General features: G+C 54.8%; 11 protein-coding genes. 5 read left to right on the top strand and 6 right to left on the bottom strand.

Annotated elements, in window-relative coordinates:
* Positions 1 to 37 precede the first annotated feature (37 nt).
* The 4 genes from JKK62_RS16030 to JKK62_RS16015 all read right to left on the bottom strand — a co-directional run bounded on the left by JKK62_RS16030 (position 38) and on the right by JKK62_RS16015 (position 4,426).
* Positions 38 to 754, bottom strand: coding sequence for a hypothetical protein (locus JKK62_RS16030; protein WP_201428800.1), 717 nt, complete (start codon positions 752 to 754; stop codon positions 38 to 40).
* Positions 755 to 873: 119 nt separating this feature from the next.
* Complete coding sequence (locus tag JKK62_RS16025) at positions 874 to 2,583, bottom strand: CDP-glycerol glycerophosphotransferase family protein (protein WP_201428799.1); 1,710 nt, start codon at positions 2,581 to 2,583, stop codon at positions 874 to 876.
* Positions 2,584 to 2,622: 39 nt separating this feature from the next.
* Positions 2,623 to 3,696: an NAD-dependent epimerase/dehydratase family protein gene (locus JKK62_RS16020; protein ID WP_201428798.1), complete on the bottom strand. Its 1,074-nt coding sequence runs from the start codon at positions 3,694 to 3,696 to the stop codon at positions 2,623 to 2,625.
* The gene (locus JKK62_RS16015) at positions 3,686 to 4,426 is read right to left on the bottom strand and encodes an IspD/TarI family cytidylyltransferase (RefSeq protein ID WP_201428797.1); all 741 of its coding nucleotides are present in this window, start codon (positions 4,424 to 4,426) and stop codon (positions 3,686 to 3,688) included. Before JKK62_RS16015 ends, JKK62_RS16020 begins: the two co-directional genes overlap by 11 nt.
* A 324-nt stretch (positions 4,427 to 4,750) precedes the next feature.
* Here JKK62_RS16015 and JKK62_RS16010 point away from each other — a divergent pair, with 324 nt between their 5' ends.
* The gene (locus JKK62_RS16010; protein ID WP_201428796.1) at positions 4,751 to 6,865 is read left to right on the top strand and encodes a serine/threonine-protein kinase; all 2,115 of its coding nucleotides are present in this window, start codon (positions 4,751 to 4,753) and stop codon (positions 6,863 to 6,865) included.
* 41 nt (positions 6,866 to 6,906) lie between these two features.
* On the opposite strand, the gene JKK62_RS16005 is transcribed toward JKK62_RS16010, so the two are convergent.
* A complete protein-coding gene (locus JKK62_RS16005) occupies positions 6,907 to 7,485 on the bottom strand; it encodes a manganese efflux pump MntP (RefSeq protein ID WP_201428795.1) in 579 nt (192 codons plus the stop codon).
* Positions 7,486 to 8,040 (bottom strand): biotin transporter BioY, encoded by a 555-nt coding sequence (locus JKK62_RS16000; protein ID WP_201428794.1) that lies wholly within the window; start codon positions 8,038 to 8,040, stop codon positions 7,486 to 7,488.
* A gap of 244 nt (positions 8,041 to 8,284) precedes the next feature.
* On the opposite strand from JKK62_RS16000, the gene JKK62_RS15995 reads away from it, so the two are divergent.
* The 4 genes from JKK62_RS15995 to JKK62_RS15980 all read left to right on the top strand — a co-directional run bounded on the left by JKK62_RS15995 (position 8,285) and on the right by JKK62_RS15980 (position 14,565).
* The gene (locus tag JKK62_RS15995; RefSeq protein WP_201428793.1) at positions 8,285 to 9,751 is read left to right on the top strand and encodes a DUF6937 domain-containing protein; all 1,467 of its coding nucleotides are present in this window, start codon (positions 8,285 to 8,287) and stop codon (positions 9,749 to 9,751) included.
* Between the two features lie 92 nt (positions 9,752 to 9,843).
* The gene (locus JKK62_RS15990) at positions 9,844 to 11,244 is read left to right on the top strand and encodes an MFS transporter (protein WP_201428792.1); all 1,401 of its coding nucleotides are present in this window, start codon (positions 9,844 to 9,846) and stop codon (positions 11,242 to 11,244) included.
* 51 nt (positions 11,245 to 11,295) lie between these two features.
* Positions 11,296 to 12,102 (top strand): hypothetical protein, encoded by an 807-nt coding sequence (locus tag JKK62_RS15985; RefSeq protein ID WP_201428791.1) that lies wholly within the window; start codon positions 11,296 to 11,298, stop codon positions 12,100 to 12,102.
* Between the two features lie 114 nt (positions 12,103 to 12,216).
* Positions 12,217 to 14,565 (top strand): alpha-galactosidase, encoded by a 2,349-nt coding sequence (locus JKK62_RS15980; protein ID WP_201428790.1) that lies wholly within the window; start codon positions 12,217 to 12,219, stop codon positions 14,563 to 14,565.
* Positions 14,566 to 15,128: the final 563 nt, after the last annotated feature.

The raw sequence follows: 15,128 nt of genomic DNA, 5'->3' as shown, positions 1-15,128 counted from the left end.
ATAAAAAGGGCTTCCGTGCGGAAGCCCTTTGTTCATGTTATTGCGTTCTGCTCGAGGCGCTCTCTTTGACCTCGATCCGTTCATCCTTGGGGGTGTAATAGACGCGGACCGACTTGCGCTTGGTCGCCTTTGCGTTATTATAGGTGGATTCGGCGAGCGGGTTGTCCTTGTCGATCTTGTCGGCGTACTCATACACCGCGATATCGTAGTTGCCCGCGGGCAGGAAGAATGACGCGTATGCCTCATCCTTTTTATCCGTGGTATAGCTACAGGCGGCGGAGTATTCCTTTTTGCTCGACTTGTCGGTCATCACGATCGTGAACTGCGGACGATGGTCGTCGTCATATGCGGGGTTCGGCGATACGGAAGAGGTCGAACCGGAGTCGGAGGACTGCTTTGTCGACCCGCTCTCTGCCTTTTTCTCGGGCGCGGGATCATCCGCGCTCTGTTCTTCTCCGTCGTTCTCACCGGCATCATTCTGCACGATATCCTGCTGATTTTCCGCCGCTCCGGGTGAGCCGCCCGAGCCTTTTTCCGCCTCGGCTGACGCGGAAGAATCGCTCTTTTCTTCATCCCCGTTTGCGGATGCTTTCGCGGAAGAAGCGGAGGACGCGCCGCGTGAATCAGCAGTAGCGCTTTGATCGGCGGAGGCTGAATCGGAGGTAGCGCCGTTATCTTTCTGACCGCACGCTGACAGGGATAAGCTCATCAGCAGTGCGAGTATCAATATGATCGGGATCAATACTTTTTTCATGTCAAATGCCTTTCTGTTATTCGGACTCGGTCTGATCCTGCGCGGTAAAGCCGTAGCACGGCAGTGCGGCAAAGGATCATCGTCAGCGATCATGCCGTTTTTAATTCTATCCTGTTCGATCAGTCCGCGGATGAAGCGGACGGGAACCTGAGCACCCTTGCGCGAGCTGTTTCATCGCGGCGAGCCTGCAGGGCGGATGAATATTCCTCAGGCAGATCGCCGAGCACCAGCCAGTCGATCACGCGGTCGCAGCTGCCTGTATCGACATGATCGAAATACAGGGGCAGCATCCGCTCGACCTTGTCAAATTCATAATCCTCCTCACGCATCGCCCGCAGCAGCTCGTCAAAGGTCAGACAGATCTTGCCGGGCACATTGGAGGCGTAGTCACGGTGGAATCCGCGCGACACCGCATAGCGGTCATGGTCATACGCAAAGAAAAGCATCGGCTTTTTCATCAGCATGAACTCATAGATACACGAGGAATAGTCGGTGATCAGCAGGTCGGTGATATTAAACAGCTCATTGATGTTGGGGTAGGCGTTCATAGAGAAGAAGCGATCACGGTACCGCGCTTCGAGCTCGACCTCACCGGGCACCCACGGGTGCATTTTAAAGAGCACGACCGAATCCGTGTCCTCACAATAGCGGTAAAGGCGCTCGAAGTCGATCAGCTCATAGGGATAGTAAGCGGTCTTTCGGTTGCGTCCGCGGTAGGTCGGCGCAAAGAGGATGACGCGCCTGCCCTTGAACGCGGGATAGCGCTCATAGAGCTCCTGCTTGACCCTGCGTCGGTTTTCTTCATCAAGATAAGGATCCATGCGGGGCATACCGGTGGGGATCACCTGTTCCTCCAGAATCCCGAAGGGCTCCGAGAAAAAGTGCCGGATCGCCTTGGAATCGGAGATCGCGTAGTCACTGCGGCGGTGGGCGCAATAAGGCGCGGGACAGCCGAAATGTCCCCAACGGCTGTAGCCGACGCCCTTGAAGCCCGCGCCGGCGTGCCAGAGCTGGATGACCTTGACGCTGTCGGCGAGCCGGAGCGTGTTGAACGCGGGAACATAGTCATCGACGATGATGATATCCGCCTTCGCGATCCTCGCGATCACCGCGGCGGTCGATAATTTTGAGTAGGAGTTGCTCTCCGTGTTGCGCAAAGAGCACTTGATGACATAACGCTTGTCAAGTCCGCGCCCGATCATCCTGTCGTACAGTGCCGACATACTGGGAGCGAGAACGTCGCGCTTTTCATCAAGGAAAAGGATACGGGGTTTTCGCAGAAATCGGAAAGCCCTGATACAGGAATAGATCGCCTTCTGGAACCAAACATTCGCGGCGTCGGCAGATCGTTTGACGAAGCGTTTCAGCCGATCGGAAAACGATCTCTTTCGATAAAGATCCTCTTTGCCGTCGGACTTTTTCGCGTCCAAAAAAATCATACGCAGCTCGGGGAGATCGGAGAATTCATCAATCATGAAGCTGACGGTATAAACGCCGTTCCCCGCGCCGTAGACAAAGCTCCTGCCATAGCGGGAGAGCGTCTCAAACGAGCCGTCGAACAGTACGGCGGTCGACTCACCGCTGCCGTCAGCGGCAAGGATACGGTATGTCCCGCTCTCAATACAGCGGTTCAGCCCGTTGTTGGTCACATTCAGCGACAGCCGAACGGTATCTCCGTCAACGATTGCTTGGCGGAATTCCGCTTCGACCCTGCCCGACAGCGTGACAAGATAGAAGCGGAGAGAACGTATTCTTTCCGCTTCTTTATCTGTTGCAACAGTCAAATTCAGGTGGATCCTCTCCCATGAGGCGTCCTTCAAATATATCACAAAAACATCTCCCTTAACGGACAGAAGTCTTTAGGCAATTTAGTCTTCCTCTAAGATCGCGACCGCGCGGCGGATGCCTTCTTTGAGGTCGATCTTCGGCTCCCAGCCGATGGAACGGATGCGCTTGTTGTCCATGATCTCGGGGGTGGGATCGTTCGGCGAGGGCTCGGGCATTACTTCATCCTCGGGATTGGCGAACGCGAGCTTCATGTTGCGCTCGGGGAATACCTCGCACGCCGCCTGCGCAAAGCCGCGGATGGTGGTGTTGGAGGCTTCGTTAGAGATATTGTACGGCACGCAGTTCTCGCCGTCGAGGAGCACATGCAGCATGGCGGTCACGGTATCGGTGACATAGCAGAAGGAACGGTTGGTCGCGCCGTTGCTCTTCAAGAGGATATCCTGTCCGCGGACGATGTTCGCGATGAACTGCGCCCATACTCGGTCGTCATCCAGACGGCTCGCGCCGAAGATGTAAGACGGACGGACGATGCGGATGTTCATCTCATACTGCTTACTGTAGCTCGCCGCGAGGGTCTCGGCGGCACGCTTGCCGATGGCATAGCAGCTTTTGTAGGAGGTGAAATCGACATAGCCGTTGTCGTCCTCTTCAATATACGGCTTGCCGGTATAGAGCGTACCGTAGACCTTTAATGAGGACACGATCAGCGACGCTTCGCTGTTGCTGTCCTTCGCGAAGTTCAGCGCGTTTTCCGTACCGCTGAGGTTGGCGCTGATGGTGCCGACAGGGTCGCGCTCAAATTCGATCGCGCTCGCCTGAGACGCCGCGTGGATGACAAAATCCGCGCGCTCCGCCTTGATCGGCTCGGTGATGTCCTGTACGATCAGCTCGACGTCGTCACGCTCGAGGAGCTTGCCGAACTTCTTCTTCGCGAAATCGCCGAAGCGCTCGAGCGCCAGCACCTTGATATTGTCGCCGTAGAGGTCGTTTCTGAGCAGAATACCGCAGGTCATGTAGTAGCCGATAAAGCCGCCCGCGCCGGTGAGGAGCAGGGTCTTGTTCTTGAGCTTGTCCCATGAGATGGGCGCGTTCGCGATATCCTCTAAGTTGGTATAGATACTCTTTTTGACGTAGTCTTTTACCTTATAATCCATACTTCAATTCCTCCTTGGCGAATTTCTTGTAATTCTCATAGTAATACTGAGAGCGCAGGGTGGTCAGATCCTCGGGGGTCGTGACCTTGATATTGAAGCGCTCGCCGATGAAGATATGTACCTTTTCGCCCAGCTCGATGAACAGCTCGCTGGAGGAAACGGGCTCCAGGATCCCGCGCTTGTACGCCTGATCATGCGCCCAGAGGATGCGCTCCATGGTATAGCCCTGAGGCGCCTGGGTGATGTACATGGTCGAGCGCTGGTAGCTCTTGCCGCAGGTCATGCCGTCCTCGGAATAAAGCAGCGAGTCGATGGACGGGGTGACGGGCACAGCGGTCTTGTGCTTTTTGGTCTCTAAGATACAGTTGGTGATCAGCTCCTCGGAGAGCATCGGGCGCACGCCGTCGCAGATCAGGATGATATCCTCGGGATCGCGGGAGAACTCGTGCGTCGCCACCACGCCGTTGTGGATGGAGTCAAAGCCGGAAGCGCCGCCGGGGACGATGGACTTGACCTTTGGCACGTTGAACTGCTCGATCAGATTCTCGAGGTGATCGATCCAGTCCTCCTTACAGGCGACCACGATATGGTCGACCATCGGGTGACGGGCAAAGTGCTCCATGGTGTGGATGATGATAGGCTTGCCGCCTACCTCTAAAAACTGCTTGGGCAGATCGACGGATTTCATTCTCGCGCCTTTACCGCCCGCAAATAACATCGCGGTAATCATAGTATTGTTCCTTTCCTTATCATGCGGTCATTGCGAAGCTCTCAACACTTGTATCGAAGCTACCGCAATCTCAACCAAATTATACATATGCAAAGGGCATAGTTATACATGGTTATATTATCATATAACGGTCGGCGTTGTCAACAACTCATCCGACACAAACGAAAGTCCTTTTGCGGCAGAGGTTGAGGAAGATCCCGCAAATCGCTGAGAAAGGCGAGAATCAAAAGATTTCCCGGGGATTTTGCGGGAATGATTGACATTATCTCTCTGTTTCGGTATGATGATAGTAAGTATACTAACCTGACGCAATCGAGGTTTATCATGATTTGTAAGTACTGCAATCGAGAAAGAGGCGAATCTCCGATCTGTCCGCGCTGCGGCGCAAGGAATCTGGTCGATCCGCAGCCCCACCATCTGCCTGTCGGCACCGCTGTCGGAAACAGGTATATCATCCACGGCGTACTGGGTGAAGGCGGCTTCGGTATCACCTATCTGGGAGAGGACAGTAAGCTCGGCAACGTCGTCGCCATCAAGGAGTATTTTCCCCACGGCTACTCCTACCGCGACACCTACTCCGGCAACGACGTCTTTGTCAGCTCCGGATCCAACGCGGAGGTATTCATTCACGGCAGAAACCGATTTTTGAAAGAAGCGACCACCCTGGCTAAGTTCATTGACGAGCCGGGTATCGTAGACGCCACGGATTATATCGAGGAAAACAACACTGCCTATCTGGTGATGAAATATCTTGACGGCATCACCTTAAAGGACTATCAAAAGGAAAAGGGCAGGCTCGACCCGATCGAGGTGATCGAAATGCTCTATCCGATCATCGACTCGCTCGAAAAGATCCATTCCGCCGGCATCATCCACCGCGATATCAGTCCCGATAACATCATGCTGCTCAAAAACGGTAAGCTCAAGCTGATGGACTTCGGCTCAGCAAGAGATTTTGTCGATGATAAAAAGACGATGTCGATCATGCTCAAGCAGGGTTACGCGCCCGAGGAGCAATACCGCCGTAACGGTGAGCAGGGACCGTGGACGGACGTCTACGCGCTTTGCGCCACCATCTATCGCTGTATCACCGGCATAACACCGATCGAATCACTCGAGCGACTGAGAAACGACGAGTTGAAAAGCCCCTATGAGCTGGGCGTTTCCATCTCGCCGGAGCTCGAAAATGTTTTGGGCTATGGCTTGGCGGTCAAAAAAGAAAACCGCTGTCATGATATGACTGAGCTCAAGCGCCTGTTCGATCAGGCTCTCTCGGCTCATCCGACGCCGGTCTATGAGGGTGTGCCCGCAGGAAACATCGACCGCACCCGATCGACATGGGGCAACCCCAACACCTACTATGATCGCCAAAAGGACGCGCAGACATACCGCGATCTTTACGCGGATAAAAGCGATCGCGTGGATTATTCCAAAAGCCCCAGCAATCCCTCCGTCTATTTCAAGGATCCGTCGGAACGCGCCGCCTATCTGGATGAACGCGACAGAGCCGAAAGCGACAAAGAGGACATCCCGGATGACGCTCCTACCTATGCCGACGACTTTTCTTTCGCACAAAAGGAATCGAAAAAAAGCAAAAAGACCTACGGCAGGGTGATCGCCGCGATCGTTACCATCGTGTTGATGGTATCGCTCATCACAGGCGCTTTCCTACTCTATCCCTATTACAAGCCCAAGGATACCGACGATCAAACCGGCGAAGGAACCTCCGCTTCTGCTGCCGGCTCCGAGAATAAAGGAATCGCGAAATTCACCGCGGACGGAGATTCCACCGCCGCCAAAGCATTCAACAACACGCTCACATTCGCGTTTGACAAGCTCGATCTGTCGAACTATCACCTCGGCGAGGGCTACACGGACGGCAAATATGCAATCACGGAAAACGGAACGAATTACGACACCGTCTTTGAGAACAATAACACAAAAAGCTTTGAGCTCGGTACGACCATCACCCTGGAGGGATACGAATACACCTTGAATCAAACCAAGCTCAAGGACATGATCGCCGACGGCTGGAAATATGAAAAAGACAAAAAGCCCGGTGCGAACACAACGAAACCGCAGCATGTCAATTTGACATATAACGACAAGTTCTGTACGGTCTACATCGATAAAGCAGGCGATGATCCGGAGGAGACCGCCGTCTATTCCTTCTTTCCCCGCGGCACGGCGAGCAAGCACAGCGACCCCGCCGCGTTCAGCTATCGCGGGATCACCGGCGCGGATACCATCGACAGCGTGATCCAAAAGATGGGACAGCCGTCACAATATACGATCGAGGCTGACGATCATTCCGACGCCGGAACAATCACCATGACCTACTTTGGCGACAACAATACGCAGATGTGGATCCAATTCAAGCTTGACTCGTCCGGCGGAGCCGGCATCCTCAGTCATCTGTATTTCGGAAGAGAAAAGTAAAACAAAGGGAGTTGAACCTCACGGAGAGTTCAGCTCCCTTTTTATGTAGTGAAAAAAATATTTTTGACAAAGATCTCGATCCCGATGAGGATCAGGATGATACCGCCGAGGACCTCGGCGTGCTTGAAAATACTGCCGAAGCGCTTGCCAATCCACAGCCCGAACAGGCAGATGATGAAGGTGACCGTGCCGATGATCAGTGAGGCGGCGAGTGCCGACGGCAGCTCATACGAGGCGAGGGTAAAACCCACCGACAGCGCGTCGATGCTGGTGGCGACCGCCTGCATCAGCAGGATCGGGACGGTCAGGCGGCGCGCTTCCTTCTCCTCTGCGCCGCGCAGAGATTCGACGATCATTTTGATCCCGATGAACAGGAGCAGTCCGAGCGCGATATACGGCACAAAGCGCTGGATCACGCCGAACCAGCTCACCAGCGCGGTGACCAGCACCCAGCCGATCATCGGCATCAAAAACTGGAAGAAGCTGTACGCGCCCGCGACGGCAGCACATTTGACCCGCCGCATTTTCGGTTCGCTCAGACCGTTGGCGATCGAAACCGAGAAGGCGTCCATCGCCAGTCCGACGCCTAAGAGTATGGAGTTGAAGATGAACAGCCACATTTATAATCTGACCACCTTGGATAATCTGTTGGAGAGGAGTACCGCCGCGGCGATCTTGACCGCGTCGGGGATCAGGAAGGGCACTACGCACAGCAGCAGCGATTCGCCGAGGCGCATCTTGGTAACGACCATGAACCAGATAGTGCCGACGACATAACAGAGCAGCACGCCGACCGCCATGGCGATCGTGAGCGGCAGTGCCTTGCGGCGCCATCTGTCCGCCGCGAAGCCGACCGCGAGCGCCGTTAAGAGAAAGCCGATGATATAGCCGCCGGTAGGTCCCACCAGTACGCCGACGCCGCCCTTCATCCCCGCGAAGATCGGCACGCCGACCGCGCCGAGCAGGATATAGACGAACACGCTGAGCGTACCGCGTTTCCATCCGAGCATGGCGGCGGAAAGGCAGATCGCGAAGGTCTGGAGGGTAACGGGCACCTCGCCGATCGGGATACTGATGATGGAGCATACCGCGATCAGCGCGGTAAACATCGCGGTAAAGACCAGATCCTTGACCGCTGTGGGTGCTTTTTTATTGTCTTGGGTGTTTGCTGACATACTATCCCTCTTTTTTGTTGATTTGAATGTATTATACGCTGTTTGAAAGGGGAAGTCAAATACTCTCCGCCGCGGCGGTTTTTGTATATGTTGAATAGAAAAGAGGCTGAAATATCGCCATAGTGCGGATTGTCTTTTCTATTACTTTATGTTATTATATAATATGTATAAAATTACGCAATTATCACTATAAGTTTTTATCACTTTAACTAATTAAACAGTGATAAGCGCAAGGAGGAACACGATGGCTGACAGAAGCAAAGTTATTTTCGGCAACCAAATGAGCGCGAAGGATTATAAAAAGGCGCTCGAAAAAAAGAAAAGCTATCTCAGGCAATTCGGCGACGACAGCAAGGCGGCTTATTCCGCGAAGCTGGTCGAAAACGCCACCCTGTATGAGCCACTAGGCGTCTATGATATCCGCGTGAACGAGGGTGAGGGCGAGATCCCCTTTGACACCGAAAAGGGTATCATCGTCGGCAACATCCGCATGGGCTTCGGTCACTACCGTATCTCCATCGCGATGGCGTCCGCCGCCAAGGCGCTGGGCTACACCCCCTACTGGATGGATCTGAACTCCTACAAGGACACCACCTGCACCAAGGTCATCGGCAAGCAGAACGATCTGTACAGCTTCGGCTCACGCCTGAGCCAGAAGCTCCCGCTGTTCAACAAGCTCGTATGGGAGCCGATGAACTACGAGGGCTTCCGACAGCTCAGCTACAATGCCGCCGACCAGAAGAACGCCGAGCTGATGGCGCCGGTGTTCCACAGCATCCCCAAGGACATCCCGCTGATCGGCACCCATGTGTGGCCGGCACAGGCGGCGCTGCACGCTGGCATGGAACACGTGGTCAACGCCATCCCGGATAACTGGCCGATGGCGCTGCACCTCGCCGAGGGCGCGACCCACACCATCCAGACGCACCAGAGCTACATGGGCTACCGCATCCTCAACGGCTTCAAGAAAAAAGAAGTCCTCAATCCCATGCCTGCAGAGGATCTGGTCTATACCGGTCACTACATCGACCACGAGCTGGTCGCGAATATCGAAAAGGACTGTGACGCGCGGCTGGCGCGCAAGAAAAACGGCGAGCCGATGCGTTTTCTCATGTCGATTGGCGGCGCGGGCGCTCAGCGCGAGCTGTTCGCGGCAGTCATCAAATACTTATTGCCCGCCGTCAAGGCGAAGAAAGCCGCTCTCTATGTCAATGTGGGCGACTATAAGGCGGTATGGGATGAGCTGTGCCGCGATATCCCGGAGCTTGCCGAGATCAGTACCACCCACTTCAACGACTGGGCGGACACCAACGCCTTCGCGCAGGACGCGATCGTCGGCAATGTCGAGGGCATACACGCCTTCTGGCACGAAAACATCTTTGAAGCGGTGTACTGCACCAACCTCTTGATGCGTTCGGCGGATGTGCTGCTGACCAAGCCCAGTGAACTCGCCTTCTACCCCATCCCCAAGCTGTTCCTGAAGCGCATCGGCGGTCACGAAAAGTGGGGTGCGATCCACTCCGCCGAGATGGGCGACGGCTCGCTCGAGTGCGAGGATGTACCGCACACCTTACAGATGATCAAGCTGTTCTTAGAGGAAGAGGCCACCCTCAAATACATGTGCGACCGCATCAAGGCGAATAAGGTATCAGGGCTCTATGACGGCGCGTACGAGGTCGTCAAGCTCGCCATGGCGAAGAAATCGAAATAAAGAATTGTAGGGACGGGCATTGCCCGTCCGCGGACGACCACTGGTCGTCCCTACACAAGTGCAACACCAATGTACATATATCGGAGGACATCATGAAGCGATTAACAAAAAAACAAATGAGGATCTTTGCAGTCGGTCAGCTCGGATGGTCGACGCTGAGCGGTATCATCAGCGCGTGGTTCGTCACCTTCTACCTGCCCACACAGGTGGATATCGAGAACGGCGCGATCCAGTACATTGTGCCCGGTCTTGTGATCGGCGGCTTTCTGACCGTACTGGGTCTGATCACCGCCCTGTCCAGAATATTTGACGCGATCACCGATCCGTGGATCGCATCGCTCTCCGACCGCAGTAAGAATCCGCGCGGCAGACGCATCCCCTTCATGCAGTACGCGGCGATCCCGCTGTCATTGGTGACCGTGCTGCTGTTCTGCGCGCCCGTCAACATGATCAGCGGCTGGAATATCGCGTGGATATCGGTCTTCATCGTGCTGTTCTACCTGTTCATGACCATGTACTGCACGCCGTATAACGCGCTGATCTCCGAATTCGGCAAGACGCAGGACGACCGCATGTACATCTCCACCGCGATCTCACTGACCTTCTTCGGCGGCACGATGCTCGCGTATACCCCGTTTGTCTTTGCGGGTATGCTGCGCGGCTCGGTCGGATTCGCGTGGAGCTACCGCATCTGCTTCATCGTGCTGGCGATCATCTCGTGCATCTGTATGCTGATCCCGACCTTCTGCCTCAAAGAGAAGGAATTCGTCGACACCAAGCCCTCCAACGTCAATATGCTCAAGTCGCTCTCCGCGACCTTCAAGAATAAAAGCTTCCGCACCTTTGCCGGCTCCGACATTATGTACTGGGTGGGTCTGACCCTGTTCCAGACGGGCCTGCCGTTCTTCGTCAAGGTCAGCATGAAGCTCGACGAGAGCTTTACAATGTATTTCCTCGGCGGCATGACGGTGCTGTCCGCCTGCTTCTATCCGTTTGTCAGCAAACTGGTCAAAAAGTTCGGCAAGAAGAAGCTCGTCATCATCGGCTTCTTAGGGCTGGCGCTCGCGTATGTGATCGCGGGTCTGATCGGCGTGATCGGCACTACCGTGATCCCCGGCGTGGTATACGGCGTTGCGATCTGTGTGATCGCGGCGTTCCCGATGGCGCTGCTGGGCATCATCCCGCAGAGCATCGTCGCGGACGTTGCCGAGGCTGACGGCATCGAGACCGGTGAGAACCGCGAGGGCATGTTCTTTGCGGCGCGCACCTTCGCGATGAAGTTCGGTCAGTCGATCGCGATGCTGGTGTTCACATCGCTGGCGATCATCGGCACGACCCAGAACACCAACAGCAACGACATCACCGCCTCCGTCACGGGCATGATCTTAGTCGGCTTTGTCGCCGTGGCGTTCTGCGTGCTCGGCGCGATCATCCTGGGCTTCTACAATGAGAAGAAGATCATGGATACGATCGAGAAGAAGAAATCGAAATAACTCTATCAGTAAGGCTGCAAGCTAATAAGACACTTTTAAGGAGAGAATGCGATGACAAGTGCCAAAAAGCATTACCCCATCGGATTCATTATCGGGATCCTGCTTAATTGCCTTTGCCCGTTAGCGGCTGCGGTAATGATACAGAAAACAGGGGCTGATCTGCTCAGAATCATTCTGATCTTTTTTCTGACGCATACCGTTCTTGTTCTGATCAACATATTTGCCGCGCAAAACACCTTCCAATATATCATCCTGTCAGTACATTTGGGGATCGCGACGGTGATCGCGCATTTCACATGGATATTATTGTGTTTCGCCTACAATAACGAGATCAACGAGGTGTTTGCGTTCCTTCCCTACGCGATAATAGTCAGTTTGGTATGTGTCACAGCCTTTGCGAGCGGTGGTGTAGGTCTGTTTTTCCTGAGAACGCATCAAACAAAAGATGATCCGTCCCGCTATCCCGCCGCATCCAAAACGGATCGAATCATTACGATCGTCACCATGCTGTTATGGGTTATTTTTCTGATTGCGGTCTGTATCCCTTATCCCGTTCATGTGTCCGATCAGGATCACGCGACCATTACATATTATGTAAATGATTACGATGTCGTCGAAAAGGAACTGACAAAGGAAGAAGCGTCCGAGCTGTCTGCCTTGCTCAATCGGCAAGTCTCTGTCATTATGCCCTACTTTTGGTTTTTCGGCGACACACGTTCGATTCGATTCGGATCAAAAGTATTCCAAGTGGATTCCGAAGGCAACAGTATTCGGTATCATGCCCGGTATATCCATCTGTCCGAACAAGACAAAACGAAACTGAATGCGATATTCAATCGATACGAAACAAAATCATAAAAAACAACATTGAAAATCAATATTGATTTTCAATCGGGAGGAGCAAGCCCCTCCCCTACATTGCGTTTCATCAACTCTGCAACCGAACTATCAAACGAACCAAGGTGATCAATCATGATCAAAAAAATCACCGGCAGTCAGGAACTGTTTATTCTGAATACCGATCACACATCATATATGCTCGCGATCACGCCGTCGGGTCACGCGGAGCACCTGTACTACGGCGCGAGGATCGACGTCGACAGCGCCGAGGAGCTCGAGGCACTGCGGCAAAAGCGTGAGTTCGAGCCCGGCAACGCGATCGTCTATTCCGCGGATCATCCGACTACCGTGCTCGAGGATATGTGTCTGGAATTCTCCGGCACGGGTCACGGCGATATTCGCGAGCCGTTCATCGAACTCGTCCGGGCGGACGGCTCGCGCACAACCGACTTTTTGTATCGCGGCTGTGAGATCACGGACAGCAAGCCCTCTCTATCCGGACTGCCCGGCTCTTACAACGCCGACGGTACGGCAGAGCACCTTTGCCTCGCGTTCAAGGACGGCGCGATGTTACTGGAGCTGCATTACTGCGTCTATCCGGAATGTGACGTTATCACCCGATGGGCAAAGCTCGTCAACAACGGCGATCACGCGATCGAGCTCGAACGACTGCTGTCGACGCAGCTCGATCTGCCGGACAACGAATGGCAGACGACCTCCTTTCACGGCGCATGGACGCGTGAGATGGAGAAAAGCACCGCCTCTGTTTCCCACGGAAAGTTCGTGATCGAAAGCCGCACCGGATGCTCCTCCAACCGCGCCAACCCCTTCTTCATGCTCCATCGTCCCGACGCGACCGAGGACAGCGGCGCGGTCTACGGCTTCAATTTGATCTACAGCGGCAACCACTACGCCGCCGTCGAGGTCAGCGCCTACCGCAAGACCCGTATTGCGCAGGGCGTCAACCCCGCGGGATTCCGTTTTATCCTCGAAAAAGGCGAGAGCTTCACCACTCCCGAGGCGGTGATGACCTACTCCGAAAACGGTTTTTCGGGACAGAGCCGCAATATGCACCGCTTTGTCAAGGATCACATCCTGCGCGGAGAATGGGCAAAAGCGGAACGCCCCATCCTGCTCAACTCGTGGGAGGCGTCCTACTTCAATATCAGCGAAAGCAGTCTGGTATCCCTCGCCAAAGCGGGTCACGAGCTGGGCGTGGAGCTGTTCGTCATGGACGACGGATGGTTCGGCGACCGCAGTGACGACACCCGCTCCTTAGGCGACTGGGATCCCAACCATAAAAAACTCCCCGGCGGGCTGGGGCGTCTGTCGAAGAAGATCACCGACCACGGGATGCAGTTCGGCATCTGGGTCGAGCCCGAGATGGTCAACGTCAACAGCCGATTGTATGAACAGCACCCCGACTGGGCGATGGCGATCAACGGCAAGCTCCACAGCGAGGGGCGGCATCAGCGGATCCTCGACCTGTGTAATCCCGAAATCTGCGACTATCTGATCGAGAAGATGAGCGAGGTGTTCTCCTCCGGCAAGATCAGCTATGTCAAATGGGATATGAACCGCATTTTCTCGGATGTGTACTCGCCGTATCTGCTCCCGAAACGGCAGGGTGAGACGGCGCACCGCTACATCCTCGGCTTATACAAGATCATGGGCGCGCTGACAAAGCGCTTTCCGCATATCCTCTTTGAGGGCTGTGCCTCGGGCGGCAACCGCTTTGACTTAGGTATCCTGTGTTACTTCCCGCAGATCTGGGCGAGTGACAACACCGACGCGCTGTGCCGCTCCCATATCCAGGAGGGCTACAGCTACGGCTATCCGCAGTGCTGTATCGGCGCGCATGTATCGGGCTCTCCCAATCACCAGACCCTGCGTTCCACACCGCTGGAAACACGCTTCAACATCGCGGCGTTCGGCGCGCTGGGCTATGAGCTGGACGTCGGCAAGATGTTCCGCTGGGACAAGGAGCATACACGCTTGCAGATCACGCTGTACAAGGTGTGGCGCGACGTCCTGCAATACGGCGATTTTTACCGCATACGCTCCGGGAACGTGCATGAATGGATCTGTGTCAGCGACGACAAGACGCGTGCCGTGGGCATGATGATGCAGGAGAGTGTGGAGCCGAACACACAGGCGCACCGCTTCTACTGCAAGGGGCTGGATCCCGACCGCACCTACCGATTCCATAATATTTCTGGCAGGGTCAACATCAAGCTCTTCGGCAGCCTGATCAACACCATGTCCCCCATCCGCATCCGTCAGGACGGTATGCTCCACAATATGATTGCGCGGTTCATCAAGATGGGCGGCGAGGTGGAGGATCATACCGCGAAGGGCAGTGTGCTGATGAGCGCGGGCGTGGCGCTGAGACAGCAGTTCTCGGGCACCGGATATAACGAGAACGTCCGCCTCTTCCCCGATTTTTCATCGAGAATGTATTTCATTGAGGCGGTGGAATAAGATCGCATTAATGTAGGGGACGGCGCCTCGACGTCCCGCCGGACAGAAGCGCTTGTTTCCTATCTCACGCTTTCGATAACGGAAATGCCCGTCATTCTGCGGACGACCGATGGTCGTCCCTACGGAAGAATTGATCTGCTTCGCGTTTGGACGGCATTGATCGGAAATGTTTCGGTACGTCGGCGTAGGGACGAGCATTGCTCGTCCGCATGGCAAAAACGTTTCTCCCCTATCTCACGCTTTCGATATATGAAACGCCCGTCATTCTCGGTACGTCATAAATGCCGTACCCTACGGAGGAATTGATCTGCTTCGTCTTTGGACAAGATAAATGACATAAACAACAGCGGCACGGAATGATCCGTGCCGCTTTCGCTTATATTGGTTGGTTGAGAGCTATTGCCGCGGCATAAACCCTCAGTCACCGTGACACAAGTGTCCGGTGACAGCCTCCTCGCCGGAAGCGGCTTCTTCTGCGAAGACAGCCGACCCTTTTGTCCGCTTTGCGGACATTTCCCCTAGCAGGGGAATCTCCCCTTGTCCTTCGGACATTCCCCCAACGG

It is taken from the genome of Ruminococcus difficilis (genome assembly GCF_016680995.1).
The sequence above is the reverse complement of the archived record's forward strand: the minus strand, read 5'-3'. Positions and strand labels throughout refer to the sequence as shown.

What these genes read in the sequence shown, in the direction of transcription:
- JKK62_RS16030 (WP_201428800.1), bottom strand. Translation starts at nt 754, where the DNA reads ATGAAAAAAGTATTGATCCCGATCATATTGATACTCGCACTGCTGATG.
- JKK62_RS16020 (WP_201428798.1), bottom strand. Translation starts at nt 3,696, where the DNA reads ATGGATTATAAGGTAAAAGACTACGTCAAAAAGAGTATCTATACCAAC.
- JKK62_RS16015 (WP_201428797.1), bottom strand. Translation starts at nt 4,426, where the DNA reads ATGATTACCGCGATGTTATTTGCGGGCGGTAAAGGCGCGAGAATGAAA.
- JKK62_RS16010 (WP_201428796.1), top strand. Translation starts at nt 4,751, where the DNA reads ATGATTTGTAAGTACTGCAATCGAGAAAGAGGCGAATCTCCGATCTGT.
- JKK62_RS16005 (WP_201428795.1), bottom strand. Translation starts at nt 7,485, where the DNA reads ATGTGGCTGTTCATCTTCAACTCCATACTCTTAGGCGTCGGACTGGCG.
- JKK62_RS16000 (WP_201428794.1), bottom strand. Translation starts at nt 8,040, where the DNA reads ATGTCAGCAAACACCCAAGACAATAAAAAAGCACCCACAGCGGTCAAG.
- JKK62_RS15995 (WP_201428793.1), top strand. Translation starts at nt 8,285, where the DNA reads ATGGCTGACAGAAGCAAAGTTATTTTCGGCAACCAAATGAGCGCGAAG.
- JKK62_RS15990 (WP_201428792.1), top strand. Translation starts at nt 9,844, where the DNA reads ATGAAGCGATTAACAAAAAAACAAATGAGGATCTTTGCAGTCGGTCAG.
- JKK62_RS15985 (WP_201428791.1), top strand. Translation starts at nt 11,296, where the DNA reads ATGACAAGTGCCAAAAAGCATTACCCCATCGGATTCATTATCGGGATC.
- JKK62_RS15980 (WP_201428790.1), top strand. Translation starts at nt 12,217, where the DNA reads ATGATCAAAAAAATCACCGGCAGTCAGGAACTGTTTATTCTGAATACC.